Raw genomic sequence first — 18,122 nt, 5'->3', positions numbered from 1 at the left:
AAATTATATTTAATGGGAATTAAGGCTGTAATATTTGATTTGGATGGTACTCTTTTAGATTCTATTCAAGATATAGCGGATGCCAATAACCAAATGTTAAGTGAGTATGATTATCCACTGCATGAATTATCGGCGTATGTTAAGTGGATTGGAAATGGTGCAAGGAGATTAGTAGAAGCATCGCTTCCTCCTAATCTCAGAGGTGGGGATTCCGTGCCATATATAGATAAATATCAGGATTGTTACAAAAATAACATTAGCAATAAGAGTAAAATATTTGAAGGCATGGATAGGGTTTTGGATTATTTAACTGATAAAAATATTCCGATGGCCATTATTACCAATAAACCCCAAAACTTAACTGATATTATTGTTAAAAAGTATTTTAAAAATTGGTCATTTAAAAACGTTATTGGACATAGCAATGCTTTTCCTCATAAACCAAATCCTAAGGGTGCGTTGCATTTTGCAAAACAGATAAATTGTGATCCTAAAGATATATTGTTAGTTGGGGATTCGGTGGTTGATATCCAAACCGCAAAGGCAGCAAATATGTTGCCGTTAGGTGTGAGTTGGGGGTATGGAAAACCCGGTGCGGAAGATAGATGTACGGTTGTTGTTGACCAGGCGCAAGAAATTATTGATTATATTAAAATTAATTAGATATGAAGACTAAAGCAGTACGTTTATACGGAAAGGCAGATCTTCGCTTAGAAGAGTTTGAATTGCCTAAAATTAAAGACAATGAAATATTGGCTAAAGTAGTGTGCGATAGCCTTTGTATGTCATCGTATAAAGCAGCAAGTCAGGGGTCTGACCATAAGAGGATTCCTGATGATGTAGATAAAAATCCTATTATTATAGGGCATGAATTTGCCGGGGAATTGGTTGAAGTTGGTTCTAAATGGACTTCAGAGTTTAAGCCCGGAGATAAGTTTTCTATTCAGCCTGCGTTAAACTATAAGAATGGGCCTGTTGGGGTTTTAAGTGCTCCGGGTTATTCTTATCATCATATAGGGGGTGATGCCACATATGTTATTATCCCTAACGAAGTTATGGAACTAGGGTGTTTGTTACCCTATGAGGGAGAGGGTTTTTATCCGGCATCCTTATCTGAACCATTGTCGTGTGTTATTGGAGCTATGCATGCAAATTATCATACAACTCCGGGATCATATATTCATAATATGGAGATTGTAGATGGGGGTAAAATGGCTTTGCTGGCAGGTGTTGGCCCTATGGGACTAGCCGCCATTAATTATGTTCTTCATCGTGACGACCGGAAGCCATCGTTACTTGTTGTAACCGATATTGATCAGGATAGGCTGGATAGGGCAGCTACTTTATATACGTTTGAATTTGCGCAATCAAGGGGTATTGAATTAAAATATGTAAATACCAGTGTAATGGCTGATCCTGTAAAAGGATTGAAAGATATATCTGGAGAAGGGGGATACGATGATGTATTTGTATTTGCCCCGGTAGCCCCTGTTGTAGAGCAGGCAGATAAAATCCTTGGGTTTGATGGGTGTTTAAACTTTTTTGCAGGCCCTTCCAATCCTGAGTTTTCAGCTACAATGAATTTCTATAATATTCATTATGCTTTTACCCATGTTGTTGGAACAAGCGGGGGTAATACAGATGATATGAAGGAGGGGCTGGCTGTAATGGCTAAAGGCCTTGATCCTGCTGGATTGGTGACTCATATTGGTGGTATGAATGCAGTTATTGATACTACATTGAACCTGCCCAATATACCAGGGGGAAAAAAGCTAATATATAATCATGTTGAGATGCCTTTGACAGCAATTGCTGATTTTAAAGAAATAGGTAAAAATAATAGCGTTTACAGTTTATTGGCAGAGATTTGTGACCGCAATAAAGGGTTATGGAGTGTGGAAGCAGAAGAAATGCTGCTGGCTAATGCAAAGTCCTTGGGTTATTGATTAACAGGTTAATAACAATCTGTTACAAAGTTGATGTGGTAATATTAATATGGTTGAAATTTTAGTAATGTGTTTTTTTTGACATTTTGTGCAAAATTCTATTATCTTTTGGCAATTATTTAATGATTTAAAATATTAAGAGATGATTTATTTAGCAGATACTGCCAATATTGAAGAACTAAAAAAACTTTTTTATTATTTCCCGATAGAAGGTGTTACTACCAATCCAACCATTATTGCTGCAGAAAACAGGCCAATGTCAAAAATATTGCCCGAATTGATTGAAATAACTGGCAACAGGATGCTACATGTTCAAATGATTAGTAGTAAGGCTGAAGATATGGTTCGCGAGGCTATTGCTTATAAGAAAATGTATGGTTTGGGCGATAATTACTTTGCCAAAATCCCTGTTACTGCCGAAGGTTATAAGGCAATGCCCATTTTAAAGGATAAGGGTATCAATGTAACAGCCACAGCTATTTTTACTCAGCAACAGGCTTTGGTAGCTGCCAGGGCAGGTGCTGATTGGGTAGCTCCTTATGTAAATCGATTGGATAATATTTCTTCGCATGGAATAGAGGTTGTTGGAAATATTGTTGAAAATATTCAACAGTACGGATTAAATACTGGTGTTTTGGCAGCTAGTTTTAAAACTGTGGATCAGGTTCATCGCGTAAGTATGATGGGTAGTCATGCTGCAACAGTAAGTTTTGAAATTTTAGAGCGTTTGAGAAGCCACCCAATGACAGATATGAGTGTTGAGTGGTTTGAAAGAGATGCTGAAGGTTTATATGATATAGAATTTTAATTTAAATAGTTAGTTAGTGGTTTTTTAGAAACATAATGCATTACCGGTTTTTTGTTCCGGTAATGCATTTGTTCGTTATTATACCCTTTGATTAAGTTTGTTAATTGCATTTTAATGTCGCTGTTGTTTAAATAAATATATAGTAATGGAGAATCAATCAAATACATGGAAAAAACTACAAAACGGTTCTGATATCAGAGGCGTTGCCATGGAAGGGATTCCTGGCGAAAATATTAACCTGACAGAAGAAGTATCTGAAATTTTGGGAAAGGCTTTTGCTCATTGGCTTTGCAAAAAAGAGGATAAGGAATCTTTATGTGTTGCAGTTGGTATGGATTCCAGACTAACGGGACCATTGTTAAAAAAAGCATTTATATCAGGATTAACAAGTGTAGGGGTAGATGTATACGATTGTGGAATTGCCTCGACACCGGCTATGTTTATGGCAACTGTTGATAAAAATTATTCCATTGATGCCGGCGTAATGCTTACAGCAAGCCACTTGCCATATAACCGAAATGGATTAAAGTTTTTTACTGGCGAAGGTGGAGCCAATAAATCTGATATTACAGAGATTTTAACTTTGGCAGCTGAGGATGCTTTAAATTCATTGCGAGAAAAGGGTACAGTTCAGGAATTGGATTATATTTCTATCTATTCAAAAACATTAGTTGAAGGTATTTTAAATGGTGTTAAAGAGGGAGTTGATAGGGCAAAACCTCTCAAAGGTCTAAAAATTATTGTTGATGCCGGAAATGGTGCCGGTGGTTTTTTTGCAAATAAAGTATTGAAAGAACTGGGTGCTGATGTTTCAGGAAGCCAGTTTTTAGATCCGGATGGAAAATTTCCCAACCATGTTCCTAATCCGGAGGACAGTGAAGCGATGGCTTCCATCTGCCAGGCAGTGAAACAGGAAAGGGCAGATTTGGGTATTATTTTCGATACAGATGTTGATCGTTCTGCTATAGTTGATAATCAGGGAAATCCGATTAACAGAAACGAATTGATCGCACTTATTTCAGCAGTTGTTTTAGAAGAGCATCCATCTTCCACCATTGTTACAGATTCAATAACTTCGGATGGGTTGGCATGGTTTATTAAGCATCACCTGAAAGGAAAACATAAAAGGTTTAAGCGCGGCTATAAAAACGTTATTAACGAATCGTTGCGCTTAAATGAGGAGGGTGAAGAAAGTTGGTTGGCTATTGAAACCAGTGGTCATGCAGCTTTAAAAGAAAATTTCTTTTTAGATGATGGGGCTTTCTTGGTGGCTAAGTTGTTAGTGAAAATGGCCGATTTGAGATTGGAAAACAAGAATCTTTCCCAATTAATCGAGGTTTTACCCCGTCCTGTTGAAAGTAAGGAATTTAGGATTAAAATAACAAAAGATGATTTTGTGGCCTACGGACAACAGGTTATTGATGAGCTTGAAAACAACTTGCTGGAATCATGGTCTGTAGTTCCTGAAAATTATGAGGGTATCCGGGTTCAGTGCAAATCACCCGACGAGGATGGTTGGTTTTTGGTGAGGTTATCACTGCATGATCCTGTAATTCCTGTTAATATTGAATCAAACACAAAGGGAGGGGTAGGTATAATTGCATCTAAGTTGAAAGATATTTTAACTCAATTCAAAGATCTGGATTTAAATCCTTTTGATAAAAACTAATTTCTTACAAATTGTAATTGTATTAGTAAAATGTCTTTTTGGTTTATTTTGATTGTTACCTCTGAACAAAGGAGTCACAAGGAATCGCTTATTAACTATTGGTGATTCGATGTGTCTCCCTGTTTCTTTGGTAATAGTGTTGTAGTAGAAATTGACTAATGGTGTCATTCTTAATAACCTAACCCTGGCGTTCTGTTAGCTATGAACTAATATTTTCAACACACATCGCAATTCCCATTCCTCCTCCAATACATAAAGTAGCCAATCCTTTTTTTACTTTTCGCTTTTTCATTTCGTGAATAAGAGTTGTTAATATACGTGTTCCGCTGGCACCAATAGGGTGACCAAGAGCTATGGCGCCTCCGTTTACGTTGGTGATTTCAGGATTGATGTTTAATTCTCTCATTACAGCCAGAGATTGCGATGCAAAAGCTTCATTGGCTTCAATTAGTTCAACATCATTTAGTTTCCAGTTTGCTTTAATAAGAGCCTTTTTTACTGCTTCTACAGGGCCAATACCCATGATGGATGGATCGGTACCGTGCCATGCATAGGATACAATTTTTACCATTGGTTTCAGCTTGTATTTTTCGCACACTTCTTTGTCAGCCACAATTACAGCTGCTGCTCCATCATTAATGCCTGAGGCATTTGCTGCAGTTACTGTTCCATCCTTTTTAAAAGCTGGACGTAACTTTGCCAGGGATTCCGCAGTAACTCCCATTCGAACGAATTCATCATGTTTAAAAATGATAGGATCTTTTTTTCGTTGAGGAATTTCAACGGGTATGATCTCATCATTAAATCGTCCGTCTTTTATCGCTTTTTCGGCTTTGTTTTGTGATAAAGCAGCAAAGGCATCTTGTTCTTGTCGGGTCAGGTTATATTTTTCCGCGAGGTTTTCGGCAGTGATGCCCATGTGATAGTGGTTAAATATATCCGTTAATCCGTCATGAACCATTGAGTCTACTATGGTGCCATCGCCCATTCGATAACCTGTACGTGCTTCTGGAAGCAAATAAGGAGCCATGGACATGTTTTCTGCTCCCCCTGCAATAATCAGTTCGCTATCTCCTGCAATAATGCTTTGTGCTGCCAAGGCTACTGATCGTAAACCGGAACCACATACCATATTAATGGTCATAGCAGTTTTTTCTATAGGAATCCCCGATTTTATGGCTATCTGGCGTGCTATGTTTTGTCCCTGGCCAGCCTGGAGAACACATCCCATCAGTACTTCATCAACTTCAGATCCCGTTAAACCATTTCTTTTTAATAATTCTGTTACTATAGTTGCTCCCAGTTGTACTGATGGAATTGACGATAATGTACCCCCGAATGTTCCAATGGCAGTACGAGCAGCATCAATAATATAGATTTCTTTCATTTCTTTAGATTTTTATTATCAATTATTATGTTAGGCATTTGGGTGGGGTTAAAATTGTGTTTTATAAGTATTTCCTGAACGATAATAACCTCAAGCTATCTGCTATTAGCAAAGCTACTCGCTATCCGCTACTCGCTACTCGCTATCCGCTATATCCTCCTCCTAATCTCTCTACAATAAACGAGGCTACATTTTCTGGATAAGTTCCTCTGCCAAACCCGGCATCATAGCCTAACTCTAAAGCCAGCTTATTGCTTATTCGTGGACCTCCTGCAATTACAATCATATCAGAACGGACTCCTTCAGCTTCCATAATTTCAATCAATTCGGTCATATTATGAATATGTACCTCCTTTTGTGTTACAACCTGTGAAACCAGAATGGCATCAGCCTTTAGATTGATTGCCTTGCTTATCAGCTCTTCATTTGTTACCTGAGCTCCCAGGTTGTAGGCCTCGATCATTGGGTATCTTTCAAGTCCGTAATGTTGATCATAGCCCTTCATATTCATGATGGCATCAATGCCTACGGTATGGGCATCGGTACCGGTACATGCACCTACCACAACTATTTTTCGTTTGATGTTTTCTTTAATAAAATCGTTTACCTGGTAATAATCCATCGATTTTTTTACTTCTTCTACTTCAATCTTATCGTAGTCGAGTTGAATATTTGTTTTTCCATAAACCACAAAAAATGAAAAACCTTCAGATAAAGGATTGGACTGAACGACTTCAACTTCGTTAAAGCCGAGTTTATGAGCATACTGTTTGGCGGCTTCATCAGCTTTTATGGAGTGGGGGACAGGTAAAGTAAACGAGAGCTGTATGGCGCCATCATTTAATGTGTCTCCATAGGGTTTTATCATCATTTTAAATTCCTCCTATATTAAATTAGTCAATAGTCAATAAATGTTGGTTATTTAAGATTTAATGTCCTTTCTAAATATTCATAAACGGGGTTATAATATTCTTCAGATTTTTCAAATACGCCACCAAAACCTTTGCCTCCATTTTTTGGTCGGCTGACTTCGGCAAACATCTTTTGTTCAATGGCATCAAACAGACCTATGTGGTTTACTTCTTCCAGAAATTCAATAGTTTGATTTAAAACATCTTTGGCACGGGTTTGCATAATGCCATTCTTTTTAAATTCTATATCGTTAGCAAAATCTTTTGTGGTGTTTAAAATATATCGGGCATTTTCAACAGCTAAAAATCTATCTTGCATAAAAGGTGTATGAATGGCTTCAGTGAGCATTCCCAGTAATAAGATACCTTGGTTTGTAGCTTTGGCCACAAAATTGAACATGGCATTCATAATATATCCTTTAAAAATATCGCCAGTCATGTATTTGGTTGGAGGCATGTATTTTAAAGGAGCCTCAGGGAATATTTCCCTGGCCATTTGAGCTTGAGCCATTTCGTATAAAAATCCATTTTCTTTTTCCGGGTTCATTTCAAAGGCATGCCCTAAACCCATTAACCTTGGTGGTAAACCTGAATCAAAGGCAAACTGCTCGTTAATAAACTGGGACGCCGTAACAGTAAAAGCCTTTTCGTATGCATCAGAAGTAGTTAAATAGTTGTCTTCACCTGAGTTGATAGTTATATCGGCAAAGGCATTGATCATTCGTGAAAATTTCTGGTCAACAAAGGTTCTGTACATATTAATATCGCGAAATAGAATACCGTACATGGAGTCGTTCAGCATCATATCTAAACGTTCAATTGCTCCCATGGCGGCAATCTCGGGCATGCACAAGCCTGAGCAGTAATTTACCAAACGAATATACTTGCCAATTTCGTCGCCCACATCATCAAGAGCCTTACGCATAATTCTAAAATTTTCCTGTGTTGCATAAGTGCCGCCAAAGCCCTCGGTTGTAGCGCCGTATGGCACAAAATCAAGCAGGCTTTGTCCTGTAGTGCGAATTACAGCAATTATGTCAGCCCCTTGACGAGCAGCGGCCTGTGCTTGTTTAATGTCTTCGTAAATATTGCCTGTAGCTACAATAAGGTAAAGGAGGGGACTGTTTTCTTTATCCTTATATTGGTCGATCTTTTTATTTCTAAAGCACACATTTTCTTTAACTCTTGAAGCAAAAGCTTCAACCAGTTCCCTGGCCTTTTTGTCAATTAAATCCTTATCTGTAAAATTTAAGGTTGTAATGTCCAGTCCGTCTGCAATTTTCGAGTTTAGTTGTTGTGGGTTTAAATTCTTCCTAACCAATGCGTTAATGTAGTGTTTGGCTGCTCCATGCTTGATTTTATCAGCAAGTGCATCCACAATAATATTGGGTACTGGTATTTCATCTTTATTTACACCATCGGCTCCCAATGTACGTAGTGTTGCACGTTCAATAGCAACAGTAGTGTGTTTGTTGATATAATCATGTACAGGTTTTGTAATCTCTTTAGAGAGTTCCCTGGCTTTTACAATTTTGTTATTATCTAGATTTAGTTTTGTCATTTTGTTTTCAATTTTAAGGATCATCAAAGGCATTGTAATTAATAATCTACTTACTTCGTTTTTCGTATCTGTAAATAATTTCTGGCTCTCGCAATTATTCTTTTATCCATTCCCAGTAACTCGGCAATTGTCAATGCATCAAATTCCTTGGTTTTACCATCATCAATCTCTATTTCATATTGCATAAACTGATTTATCACCATTATCTTTTCCTGTATTTTGTTCTGTTTATTGGATACATAGAAATTGCTGAATTTTTCCCGATCTAATCCCTTCATTTTAAAGCGGGAAACTCCAACGATGGGGGGCATATTTATAAAATGAGTTGAAAAGAATCCCAACGTATTTTTTCTTGTTGTAATTTCTGTTAAAAGTGCATATAAAATGGCCTTTGCCTCTGTGGCATTGGTTGTTTTTGCTAGTTCATCAACCAACAATAGTTTTCTGCTGGTGTCTTCTTTAAAGACTTGAGAGAGGTTATGGATTTCTTGTCCAAAAGAGCTTAGTCCTTCTATATTTTGAAACTCTGTGTCGCCATGAACATGAATTTGATCAAATAGTTGGGTTTTGAACTGTTCAGCGGGTACCCAGAAACCATACTGCGTTAAAAGCTGTAGAAAACCAATTGTTTTTAAGAGTACAGTTTTTCCTCCCATATTGGAGCCTGAAAGTAAGGTGGCTTTATCCCTGAATTCTGCATTCAGAGGAGTGTAATTCATGCCTTTATTTTTGTGCTTATGTTCTAATGGAAGAAAAACGCCATTTTTTATGCTTATGCAGGATGAATCAATTTGTGGACAGACCAAATTATACTCAATGGCCATTCGGGCTTTTGCCATGAATGTATCAAGAAGTTGGATGCTGTATGTATATGATGCAATATTTTCTTTATGCTTTGTTGCTTGTTTTGTAAGGAATTGAAGTACTTCCTTTTCAACTTCCGATTCATCGATGAGTAACTGATCCTTGATCTGCATCAGGTTCAAATATTCATTAGCAAAAACAGGTTTCACCATCATATATGTAGCATCATAATATTCGAAATATAAGAGAGGGTCATCCAGGCAAGTAGCGTTTGTTTTTTCAATTAATAAAAAATCGCGACCCCAAAAATCCAGATTGTATTTGTTTTTTAACTGGTTTAATGTAGCTAGCTTAATAGAGTTTAACTTCAGGTCTGCTTCTGAAATTTGACTCCTGATAATACCAAGGTTTTTATCAAATGAAGATGATAAATAAAATGAGTCAGATGTGTCATTGTCAGGCATTAAAGTGTTTAAAAGGTCTGCTGATTTGAATTTAAAGCCTATAGGTTTTTTTATGGATTCAGGGAGAATTGTTTCAATAGCTTTGTAGTGAATTATCAACCTTTTTATCAAATATAAATCTGTGGCATCATATAAAACTTTGTCTAAACTATTTAGCAAGTCTATTTTTTTTAGATGGTATTCAATTTTATGGGATATCTCCTGGTTTACAGTAATAAACCGGATAAAAGCTTTTGTTGTTTTATGAATATGAATCAGTTCATTTTTATCCGCAATAAAATTGAAACTATTTTTATGTTCAAGTCCATAGGGAGTCAGTGGTTTATACAAATTGTAAAACCACTCAAATTCTGTAAATGCTATGGCTCTTTTAATTGACATATGGATTAATGATTAATTCTTCTTTTATATTGTTTTTCTTAAATCGTTCTTTGAGTTCCCTGATGTCAATATCTTTTAATATAGCAACAAAAGCATGAAGACTAAATTGCTTTTTTACCATCAGTTTTTTATAATTGGATAACCTGATAAGTTGTTTGTAAGTGATAAAAACGGAACTTAAATTGTCGATAACAATAATGTCGTATTCTATTGGTATCTTATTGAGTTTGTTAGTTGTAAATGCGCCTTCAACTACATATGGATCCAGTTCTGTTTTAGGATTGTATGTTGGTAGTGATGCACAATAGGACAATAAACGGCACGTTTCCAATACTTTATTTAATGTTCTTTTATTAGCCTGAAAAACATAAAAGAATCCGGAGTTGTCAATTGAGCTCAAAGGTGTTTTTCGGTTGGCTGCACCATCAATAATAATATGCTTGCACCCTAGCACACCTTTTAAATATGCAATAACCTCTGTTAATTGGGTATTGTTTTCTGGTCCAACCAGCTCAATACAACCAGCTCTTAGGGTTTCTGCTATTACAAGTTGGCCAAGTACTGTATGGTATGGAAATACCTTTAACAACTTATACTTACCTTCACTTTTCTGAATCATGGGGTAAGTAGTTACCAAAATGTCTCCGCATAAGGTCCTGATCTGAGGTTTAGTCCTGCCATCAATCAAGTCCAGGGGTTCACCATCAATGCCAATTGATAAAAATGCAGGAGTAACTACCTCCCGAACCCTGTTCAATGCAAGATTCATAAAGGTAGTTTTACCCGCATTTTTGTTGTTACCCAAAATAAATGTGGTATTATCTAAAAAATGATATGTCCATACAGGTTTGTCCATTGGTGCATTTATTTCAAGCTGTTTTTACATTTCTTCATCACTTTCCCCTTTTTAACTCAGCTCTCATTTGCTCATCTCTAATATATTATCCCTTGTCTCCGTTTGTTCTCATTTCCCTTCTTAACTCTCGTGGTCTCAGGGTTCCGCCTTCATTTAGTAGTTTTGCAACTCCATCTTTAGCCCATAAAAATTCGTTTTGACAGAATTCACAATCTTCACGATTATGGCCATGATAATCATCGGGTTGTTCGTAGCTCGAGATCATTCCTTCATAGTTCCTGAGCACTACCCGTTTTTCAGTTTGTGAAATGAGGTAATCTGGCATAACAGGAATCTTTCCTCCTCCTCCCGGAGCATCAACAACAAATGTAGGTACCGCCATACCTGAAGTATGCCCGCGTAAATTTTCAATGATCTCAATTCCTTTTGAAATAGTTGTTCTGAAATGCGATATGCCTTCAGATAAATCACATTGATAAATATAATAGGGCTTAACTCTAATCATAAGCAAGTCGTGCACCAGGCCTTTCATAATATTTGAACAATCGTTTATGCCTTTTAATAAAACCGACTGATTGCCTAACTGAATTCCTGCATCCGCCAGTTTTTCGCAGGCACGCTGAGCTTCAATAGTAACCTCCTTAGGATGGTTGAAATGCGTGTTTACATATACGGGATGGTGTTTTTTTATGATCTGGCAGAGGTTATCGGTTATGCGTTGTGGAAGAACCACTGGCATACGACTTCCAATGCGAATAATCTCAACATGATCAATTTTGCGAAGTTCTGTTAATATGTAATCAATCTGATCGTCGCTTAATACCAAAGGATCACCACCGGATATAATGATGTCCCTTAACTCTGGGTTATTTCGGATGTATTCAAAATCTTTTTGTAATTGATCTTTCCCGGTATTAGTATCTGTTTCTCCAACTATCCTGCGCCTTGTGCAATGTCTGCAATACATTGAACACTCTCGTGTTACCATTAACAATGCCCTGTCGGGATAGCGGTGCGTTAACCCGGAAACCGGTGAATCTACATCTTCGTGCAACGGATCACTTAGATCCGAAGGTGCTACATAAAGCTCTCGTAATTGGGGTACGGCCATCATCCTGACAGGGCAATCGGGATTTTCCTTGTCCATTAAAGCTGCATAATAAGGAGTGATGGCCATCTTAAACTTATCGAGTGTCTGGGATAGATGATCGCGCTCTTCATCTGTTAGCTTTATTACTTTTTCCAGTGTTGGAATATCGCGGATAGCATTACGCATCTGCCATTTCCAGTTATTCCAATCATCTGTAGTAACATCTTTAAACAGAGGTATGTGTTTGTATTCAACGTTTTTAAATTCTCTTTTCATATTGTAGATTTTTTTTGCTTAGATTTATTATCCATATAGCTCATCATACAAGGCTCTTATTTTGGCGTTGCGTCTTAATAAATCCATTGCTGTTTCTGCATGGCCTTTGGCATAGCCGTTTCCAATGAGCATGTTAATATCTTTTCCAACCCCCTCGGCACCTAAAGCTGCTTTTGTAAATGAAGTTGCCATGCTAAAGAAATAGACTGTTCCTCGGTCTTTACACATTAATACTGAACCCATCTCTGTATTTGGGATATTGACATTGTTAATAACAACATCAGCCATGTAACCATTGGTGAGTTTGTTGATTGATTCGTAGCACTCTAATGCATTGGCGGCATTTAGTTTTATAACATGGTCGCAGACGTCAATAAATTTTAGCCTTTCAATGCTTTCATTACTGTAGTCAGCACCAATTACAGTCCCGTTTTCTCCAACCACTTCTTTGGCAATAGCACAGCATAGAAGACCCGATTTTCCTCCGGCACCAATAATTGCCACTGTATCGCCTTTTTTTACCAGTCTGGCAGTTTGCGCGGGAGCCCCACAAATATCCAAAACAGCTAAAGAAAGTGTTTCCGGGATATCAGGGGGGAGTTTGGCATAAATGCCGCTTTCAAAAAGAATGGCTTTGGCTTTAACTTTAACCTGGTCTATTTCAGGACGGATCTCAATAATTTGCTCAATTTTCAGGGGTGTTAGCGAAAGTGAAACCAAAGTGGCAATTTTATCTCCAGGCTTTATGTCGATGTTTCCGGCCAGTGAATTACCTATGTTTTTAACAGTTCCAATTAACATACCCCCGGAACCGGTAACCGGATTCTTCATTTTACCTTGCTTGGCAACTAGGTTTTTTATGATGGATTTGATGAGGTCGATATTTCCATTTGCCTGTTCTTTGATCTGGGTAAAACTTGCCGAATCGATATTTAATATATCAACATCAATTAATATTTCATTGTCGTAAAGTATGCTCATATCATTATCTACAACAGAGGCAGGTTGAGGTAAAACTCCCTGGGGTTCTATTACCCGATGTGTTCCGTATTTATTTCCTTTTGGTTGCATGCTTATAAATTATGTATTTTGTGATTTTCCTGCGTATTCCCAGGATTCTTCTCTATTCCCCTTCTTTATATTGTTATTTTTATTGAATCATTATCAATATTGACGGATTTAACCCTCTTGATTATAGCTGCTAGCAAAATAAAGAGTCAGCTAATACCTTTTAATTCAAATATTTCTCTGACATCAGCAGGAGAGGCAATGTCGTACCCGGCATCTTTAGCAAGTTTGGCTGTTCGTTCAACCAGTTGGGCATTGCTATCAGCCAGTACTCCTTTTGAGTAGTAAACGTTATCTTCAAAGCCAACCCTGATAAAACCATTTCCAATAGCAAACACTCCATAATGAGCAGGAAGGCAGGCTTTACCAACCCCCATAACAGTCCAGTTTGCTCCCTGTGGCAATCTGTTTACCAAAAACTGGAGTATCTCAGCATCATAGGGTAAAGCCCCCGGTACGTTCATTACAAATCCATAATGGTAAGGAGGTTTTAAAAGACCTTCCTTAATTAGTGCATCAGCAGCTATAACATGCGAAATATCGAAACACTCAAGTGTTGGGCGAACATTATATTTCAGCATTTCTTTGGCAAAGCGCCTCATGGTAGGTAGCGTATTTACAATGTAATCGTTACCAAAATTTACAGTGCCGCAGTCCAGTGATGCCATTTCTGGTTGGATGGCTTCGATAACAGCAACACGTTCATCGTCGGTCATGCCTACTGCACCACCCGTTGTAATCTCAATTACAATATCACACCTTTCCCTTATCAGTTTAATAGCTTCCTTAAAAATTTCAGGATCCTGTGTTGGGGCCCCGTTTTTATCGCGAACATGCAAGTGAACTATTGAAGCACCTTTCTTGTAGGCTTCATAGGTTGATTCTGCTATTTCCAATGGTGTTAACGGTAAATTGGGGTTGTGCTCCCGAGTGGTTTCCGCTCCGCATACAGCACATGTTATAATCATTTTTTTCATTGTAGTAGATTTTAAAAGATGAACATAGAGACACCAGGTCACAGAGTTTTTTCTTTTTCTAATCCTCACAGGTTTTTAAAACCCGTGAGGATTGGTTGAGAAACGTATATTTATTAACAAGACAAATCAGTAATCAATTATTAGTGAGGAGTTAACATTTGTAAAATAAATAAGCGCTTACTATTTCTCCAATTTCGTGGGAGATTGAGAGGGCTTATTCACCTCGACCAATAATTACTCCTGACGGATCAACTTTTTCTCTTAATATCTTTAATTCATCAGCAGTTGGTTCAACTGTTGTTTCGAAATTGTCAGGAATCAATATTTCAAATTCCGCATTTTCTTTTACATCTTCTAAAGTTTTACCTGGATGTAGCGATAGCAACATCATTTCTTTAGTTTTTGGGTGATAACCATAAACACCTATATCTGTAATGACTTTATATGGGCCGGTATCTTTTGGTAATCCAGCTTCAACCCTTGAAGTTCCTCCTTTTATAAAACCCGGTGTGGTAATGAAATCAACTTTGTTGGCAAACCGTTTTTTGTTTTGAGGGGTAACCACCAAAGTCCTCCAGCAGAGTGACGCCAGATCGTTTGCGCCTCCACTTCCCGGAAATCTGGTTGTTGGTTTTTGGTAATCCTCACCAATCATGGTAGAGTTCAGGTTTCCATACTTATCGATTTGAGCACCTCCTAAAAAGCAATAGTCTACAACACCGGCCTGGCACAATTCCATTATTTCTGCCATTGAGGTTGCTTTTAAACCTTTGTGGGTGGTTCTGGAATCTCCTACTGAAATTGGCATGGTGGGTAGGAGAGGGGCAATTCCTCCAGCTTCAAACATGATTGTTAGATTAGGAGATTTTGTTAGTTGTGCCAGCATGGCAGCAGCACAAGGAACCCCGGTTCCTACAACAACCATAGCACCATCTTCCAGATTTCGGGAAGCGATGGTTATCATGAGCTCCATTGCGTTATAACTAGTTTTCATATTTGTAGATTTTATTTTTCAATTATTAGTATCCTCAAATCAGGTTAAACTTCTATGTAAAAGGCATTGAGGTGTATGTATTAATAAAGATGCTCTGCTTGTATCAATTCCTTTATCTTATTCATCCCTCCATTTTTCTCAATATATTCATAGAAATCAGTGCAGGAATAAATGTTTTTGTAAAGAAACTTTTCTAGTTCATCAATATCCTTTTCAACCCTAAGCCACTCTTTTAGGTGTTCTTCATCAGAGAAATATTCACCAGGCATATTTCCCGGGTATGAACCATAGGGCATTTCAATAACTGCGTCTACACACCAGTATGGGATTACTGTTTTTCCTGGTTCTCTTCTAATCTCTTCGTTGGAAATTATTTTTTCAGTTGTTACAATCACACGTTTTGAAGCCTTGGCAATATCGTCATCAGCAACCAGAATTCCATCAATTTGACAGTTTCCGTAAATATCAGCCCGGTGTACATGGAGTAGGGCTACGTCAGGGTATAAAGCAGGAAGAGCTGCCAGTTTTTGGTTTGTAAACGGGCACTCGATTTCTATGGCTGCAGAGTGTTTAAAGGTGTCGGTGCCAAGCATTACCCTCGATGGCAGGTATGGTAGTCCCATGGCTGCTGCTTTAAAACGCCAGGAAAGTGCTCCGTTTGACCATTCGGTTACTTTTACCTTTCCAGATTCAAACATTCGACGTGCATTTTTTGAAAGCCCCCTGGCTTCCAATCCTACGATATAAGCAGCGTCGCACCTGTCAAAGCACTTTCCAGCACTGAGTAATTGACAATCGTGGGTGGATACATGGCCTGCAAAACCAAGATTCTTTTTGTTGCTTTTGATAATTTGGTGGATTAGAGCGGTAGGTATCCTTACTCCGCCAAAACCTCCTATTGCAATGTAATCACCATCGTGTAAGTGAGCTTCAATAGCCTCCGGGATGGTGGATAGCTTACTTTTCATTTGTTTGTTTTTAGCCCTGAAAAAGGCCCGCATCTCATCAGCATTGGGCGGAGTGAATAAATCTCCAATTCCTTTATTTGATTTATAGTTTTCCATCTCTTTGTAATTAGTTAATGGTTTTTGGTTTTCATGCTTGTGTTCACTAGTGTCAAGTGTGTGCTTGCTCACCATTTATTACACACTTCTTGCCTGATAATATTTTTCTTTCAAATAAATTAATGCTTCCTCAATTGCATTTACAGTATAATCCAAATCTTCCTGAGTATGTCGGTGGCAGATATATCCATGGTGATAAGGTTGCAGGAATACCTTTTTCCTTATTAGTTGGGTATAGAAGTCATTCCTTTTTGCTTTATATGTTCCTGTGTCATCCTTATCAAAAGTGATAAACATCATGGGAGGAATGCCGCTGATTTTTGCACCGATAGGATATTTTTTTAAAAGAGACTCTATTTTATTGTTGAAGGCTGTACCTTTTTCCCAGATTTGATCCAGGATGTTATCTCGTTGAAGTATTTCGATGGTTTTGAGAGCGGCTACATAACTTAAGCTGTTGGGGAAGAATGTTGAAGAAATAAACACATTCGATTCTCCCTCTTTCATTATTTCAGCTCTTCCGGTAACTGCGCCTATCGGATATCCGTTCGCCATCGCTTTGCCAAAAACTGCTAAATCAGGGGTTACACCATAATATTGCTGAGCACCGCCTAAGGAGACCCGGAATCCTGTTCTGATTTCGTCAAAAACAAGAACAATCCCATATTGATTACATAGTTCTTTAACTGACTCTAAGAAGCCTTTTTTAGGTTCCTGTATTGGCGCTGCTAATGGATGTCCAAGTGGCGTTATTATTACAGCTGCAGTATCGTTTCCGTGCTCTTCTAATAGTGTTTTTAAAGAATCAATGTTGTTGTATTTAAACTCGTATACATCTTCATACAGTTTTTGAGGTACCCCGCCTTTAACTTCCACACACCAGTCGTGCCAGCCGTGGTAACCGCATCGCATTACTTTCTTTTTCCCTGTATAGGAGCGTGATAGGCGGATTGCAGTTGTTGTGGCATCTGATCCGGTACAAACAAACAAACTCATTTCGGCACAAGGAATCAGTTCGTTCATTTTTTCGGCAAGTAGGTTTTGGTATGTTTGAGTGAGTGAAAAACAGAATCCTTTATTTTGGATTTGATTTATAACAGCGTTGTCAATTTCTTCCTCACGGTTTCCTATAATCATTGGGCCGTAGGCACATAAAAAATCAATGTATTCGTTGTTATCTATGTCTTTTACCCGTCCACCTTTACCTTCGTCAAAATATATAGGGAATTCACCTTGTACAAAATTATATGGGCGACGAATACCTAGTACACCTCCCGGAATCAGGGATTTACCTTTTTCAAATTCGTTGAGAGATTTTTCTAATTGAAGTTTTTTTTCTTTCATTTCCGATATATTTGGGCGTTAAACAATAATACTGGATTGTATATGCCCAACAATGAGGAATGAATAATTGATGGAATAAGATTTTAGTACTATCAAAGAGGGCAATACAAATTATGAGTTACTCAGGTAGTCAGTAACTTCAATCCTTTCGAATTGATCAAATAGTAACTTGTAAATCCAGCTCATTGCAAAATTGCATGTTAAAAATATAACACAAAGATACGAAAAGGTTAAAAATATAACATGATATTTTGCATGCTATTTGAGTGGTATGAAGATAATGATGCTTTTTTAGTACGGGGTTTGTAGTTGGAAGTGGCTAAAGTAGAAGGGGTATAAGGATAAGCTCCTTGTTTTAGTTTATTTGATAGTTTAAACGGTGGTGCAAGAAAATAGAGCCGGAATAATCCAGCTCTATTAGTAACAATAGTTAGTTAGTTTTTTATAAGTGTTAGATTATGAGATACTTAATAAAATCAACTCAAGTTAGGTAAAGATCTTATTTTAAGCATCTTGCAAATA

Annotated in this window: 15 protein-coding genes; 4 read left to right on the top strand and 11 right to left on the bottom strand. The window is 37.7% G+C overall.

Features of this window, described 5'->3' with window-relative positions:
• Nucleotides 1–12: 12 nt before the first annotated feature.
• The 4 genes from OM074_RS14535 (at nucleotide 13) to OM074_RS14520 (ending at nucleotide 4,423) form a co-directional block, all read left to right on the top strand.
• A complete protein-coding gene (locus OM074_RS14535; RefSeq protein WP_301200696.1) occupies nucleotides 13–663 on the top strand; it encodes an HAD family hydrolase in 651 nt (216 codons plus the stop codon).
• A 2-nt stretch (nucleotides 664–665) separates the two neighbouring features.
• On the top strand, nucleotides 666–1,946 hold the full coding sequence (locus OM074_RS14530) for a zinc-binding dehydrogenase (RefSeq protein ID WP_301200695.1): 1,281 nt from the start codon (nucleotides 666–668) through the stop codon (nucleotides 1,944–1,946).
• A gap of 142 nt (nucleotides 1,947–2,088) precedes the next feature.
• Nucleotides 2,089–2,754 (top strand): transaldolase family protein, encoded by a 666-nt coding sequence (locus tag OM074_RS14525; protein ID WP_301200693.1) that lies wholly within the window; start codon nucleotides 2,089–2,091, stop codon nucleotides 2,752–2,754.
• Nucleotides 2,755–2,899: 145 nt separating this feature from the next.
• Complete coding sequence (locus OM074_RS14520) at nucleotides 2,900–4,423, top strand: phosphohexomutase domain-containing protein (RefSeq protein WP_301200691.1); 1,524 nt, start codon at nucleotides 2,900–2,902, stop codon at nucleotides 4,421–4,423.
• A 199-nt stretch (nucleotides 4,424–4,622) separates the two neighbouring features.
• On the opposite strand, the gene OM074_RS14515 is transcribed toward OM074_RS14520, so the two are convergent.
• The 11 genes from OM074_RS14515 to OM074_RS14465 form a co-directional block, all read right to left on the bottom strand.
• Nucleotides 4,623–5,810: an acetyl-CoA C-acetyltransferase gene (locus OM074_RS14515; protein ID WP_301200689.1), complete on the bottom strand. Its 1,188-nt coding sequence runs from the start codon at nucleotides 5,808–5,810 to the stop codon at nucleotides 4,623–4,625.
• A gap of 142 nt (nucleotides 5,811–5,952) precedes the next feature.
• Entirely contained in the window at nucleotides 5,953–6,681 is a 729-nt protein-coding gene (kamE, locus tag OM074_RS14510; RefSeq protein WP_301200686.1) for a lysine 5,6-aminomutase subunit beta, read from the bottom strand.
• 47 nt (nucleotides 6,682–6,728) lie between these two features.
• A complete protein-coding gene (kamD, locus tag OM074_RS14505; protein WP_301200684.1) occupies nucleotides 6,729–8,282 on the bottom strand; it encodes a lysine 5,6-aminomutase subunit alpha in 1,554 nt (517 codons plus the stop codon).
• Between the two features lie 50 nt (nucleotides 8,283–8,332).
• Complete coding sequence (gene kamC, locus OM074_RS14500; RefSeq protein WP_301200682.1) at nucleotides 8,333–9,931, bottom strand: lysine 5,6-aminomutase reactivase ATPase KamC; 1,599 nt, start codon at nucleotides 9,929–9,931, stop codon at nucleotides 8,333–8,335.
• Nucleotides 9,921–10,787: a hypothetical protein gene (locus tag OM074_RS14495; protein WP_301200680.1), complete on the bottom strand. Its 867-nt coding sequence runs from the start codon at nucleotides 10,785–10,787 to the stop codon at nucleotides 9,921–9,923. Before OM074_RS14495 ends, kamC begins: the two co-directional genes overlap by 11 nt.
• Before the next feature lie 85 nt (nucleotides 10,788–10,872).
• Nucleotides 10,873–12,153: a lysine 2,3-aminomutase gene (gene kamA / locus OM074_RS14490; RefSeq protein WP_301200678.1), complete on the bottom strand. Its 1,281-nt coding sequence runs from the start codon at nucleotides 12,151–12,153 to the stop codon at nucleotides 10,873–10,875.
• A gap of 27 nt (nucleotides 12,154–12,180) precedes the next feature.
• Nucleotides 12,181–13,224, bottom strand: a complete 1,044-nt coding sequence (gene kdd, locus OM074_RS14485; RefSeq protein WP_301200675.1) for an L-erythro-3,5-diaminohexanoate dehydrogenase — start codon at nucleotides 13,222–13,224, stop codon at nucleotides 12,181–12,183.
• A gap of 146 nt (nucleotides 13,225–13,370) precedes the next feature.
• A complete protein-coding gene (gene kce, locus OM074_RS14480) occupies nucleotides 13,371–14,198 on the bottom strand; it encodes a 3-keto-5-aminohexanoate cleavage enzyme (protein WP_301200673.1) in 828 nt (275 codons plus the stop codon).
• Nucleotides 14,199–14,412: 214 nt separating this feature from the next.
• A complete protein-coding gene (locus OM074_RS14475; RefSeq protein WP_301200670.1) occupies nucleotides 14,413–15,192 on the bottom strand; it encodes a CoA-transferase subunit beta in 780 nt (259 codons plus the stop codon).
• A gap of 80 nt (nucleotides 15,193–15,272) precedes the next feature.
• Nucleotides 15,273–16,256, bottom strand: a complete 984-nt coding sequence (locus OM074_RS14470; protein ID WP_301200668.1) for a CoA transferase subunit A — start codon at nucleotides 16,254–16,256, stop codon at nucleotides 15,273–15,275.
• A gap of 78 nt (nucleotides 16,257–16,334) precedes the next feature.
• The gene (locus tag OM074_RS14465) at nucleotides 16,335–17,600 is read right to left on the bottom strand and encodes an aspartate aminotransferase family protein (protein ID WP_301200666.1); all 1,266 of its coding nucleotides are present in this window, start codon (nucleotides 17,598–17,600) and stop codon (nucleotides 16,335–16,337) included.
• Between the last annotated feature and the right edge of the window lie 522 nt (nucleotides 17,601–18,122).

The organism is Plebeiibacterium marinum, from assembly GCF_026013615.1.
Lineage (GTDB): Bacteria > Bacteroidota > Bacteroidia > Bacteroidales > Marinilabiliaceae > Saccharicrinis > Saccharicrinis marinus_A.
This window is presented reverse-complemented; position numbering and strand designations above follow the sequence as displayed.

Coding starts and splice junctions, on each gene's coding strand:
- OM074_RS14535 (WP_301200696.1), top strand. CDS start 13: ATGGGAATTAAGGCTGTAATATTTGATTTGGATGGTACTCTTTTAGAT.
- OM074_RS14530 (WP_301200695.1), top strand. CDS start 666: ATGAAGACTAAAGCAGTACGTTTATACGGAAAGGCAGATCTTCGCTTA.
- OM074_RS14525 (WP_301200693.1), top strand. CDS start 2,089: ATGATTTATTTAGCAGATACTGCCAATATTGAAGAACTAAAAAAACTT.
- OM074_RS14520 (WP_301200691.1), top strand. CDS start 2,900: ATGGAGAATCAATCAAATACATGGAAAAAACTACAAAACGGTTCTGAT.
- OM074_RS14515 (WP_301200689.1), bottom strand. CDS start 5,810: ATGAAAGAAATCTATATTATTGATGCTGCTCGTACTGCCATTGGAACA.
- kamE (WP_301200686.1), bottom strand. CDS start 6,681: ATGATGATAAAACCCTATGGAGACACATTAAATGATGGCGCCATACAG.
- kamD (WP_301200684.1), bottom strand. CDS start 8,282: ATGACAAAACTAAATCTAGATAATAACAAAATTGTAAAAGCCAGGGAA.
- kamC (WP_301200682.1), bottom strand. CDS start 9,931: ATGTCAATTAAAAGAGCCATAGCATTTACAGAATTTGAGTGGTTTTAC.
- OM074_RS14495 (WP_301200680.1), bottom strand. CDS start 10,787: ATGGACAAACCTGTATGGACATATCATTTTTTAGATAATACCACATTT.
- kamA (WP_301200678.1), bottom strand. CDS start 12,153: ATGAAAAGAGAATTTAAAAACGTTGAATACAAACACATACCTCTGTTT.
- kdd (WP_301200675.1), bottom strand. CDS start 13,224: ATGCAACCAAAAGGAAATAAATACGGAACACATCGGGTAATAGAACCC.
- kce (WP_301200673.1), bottom strand. CDS start 14,198: ATGAAAAAAATGATTATAACATGTGCTGTATGCGGAGCGGAAACCACT.
- OM074_RS14475 (WP_301200670.1), bottom strand. CDS start 15,192: ATGAAAACTAGTTATAACGCAATGGAGCTCATGATAACCATCGCTTCC.
- OM074_RS14470 (WP_301200668.1), bottom strand. CDS start 16,256: ATGGAAAACTATAAATCAAATAAAGGAATTGGAGATTTATTCACTCCG.
- OM074_RS14465 (WP_301200666.1), bottom strand. CDS start 17,600: ATGAAAGAAAAAAAACTTCAATTAGAAAAATCTCTCAACGAATTTGAA.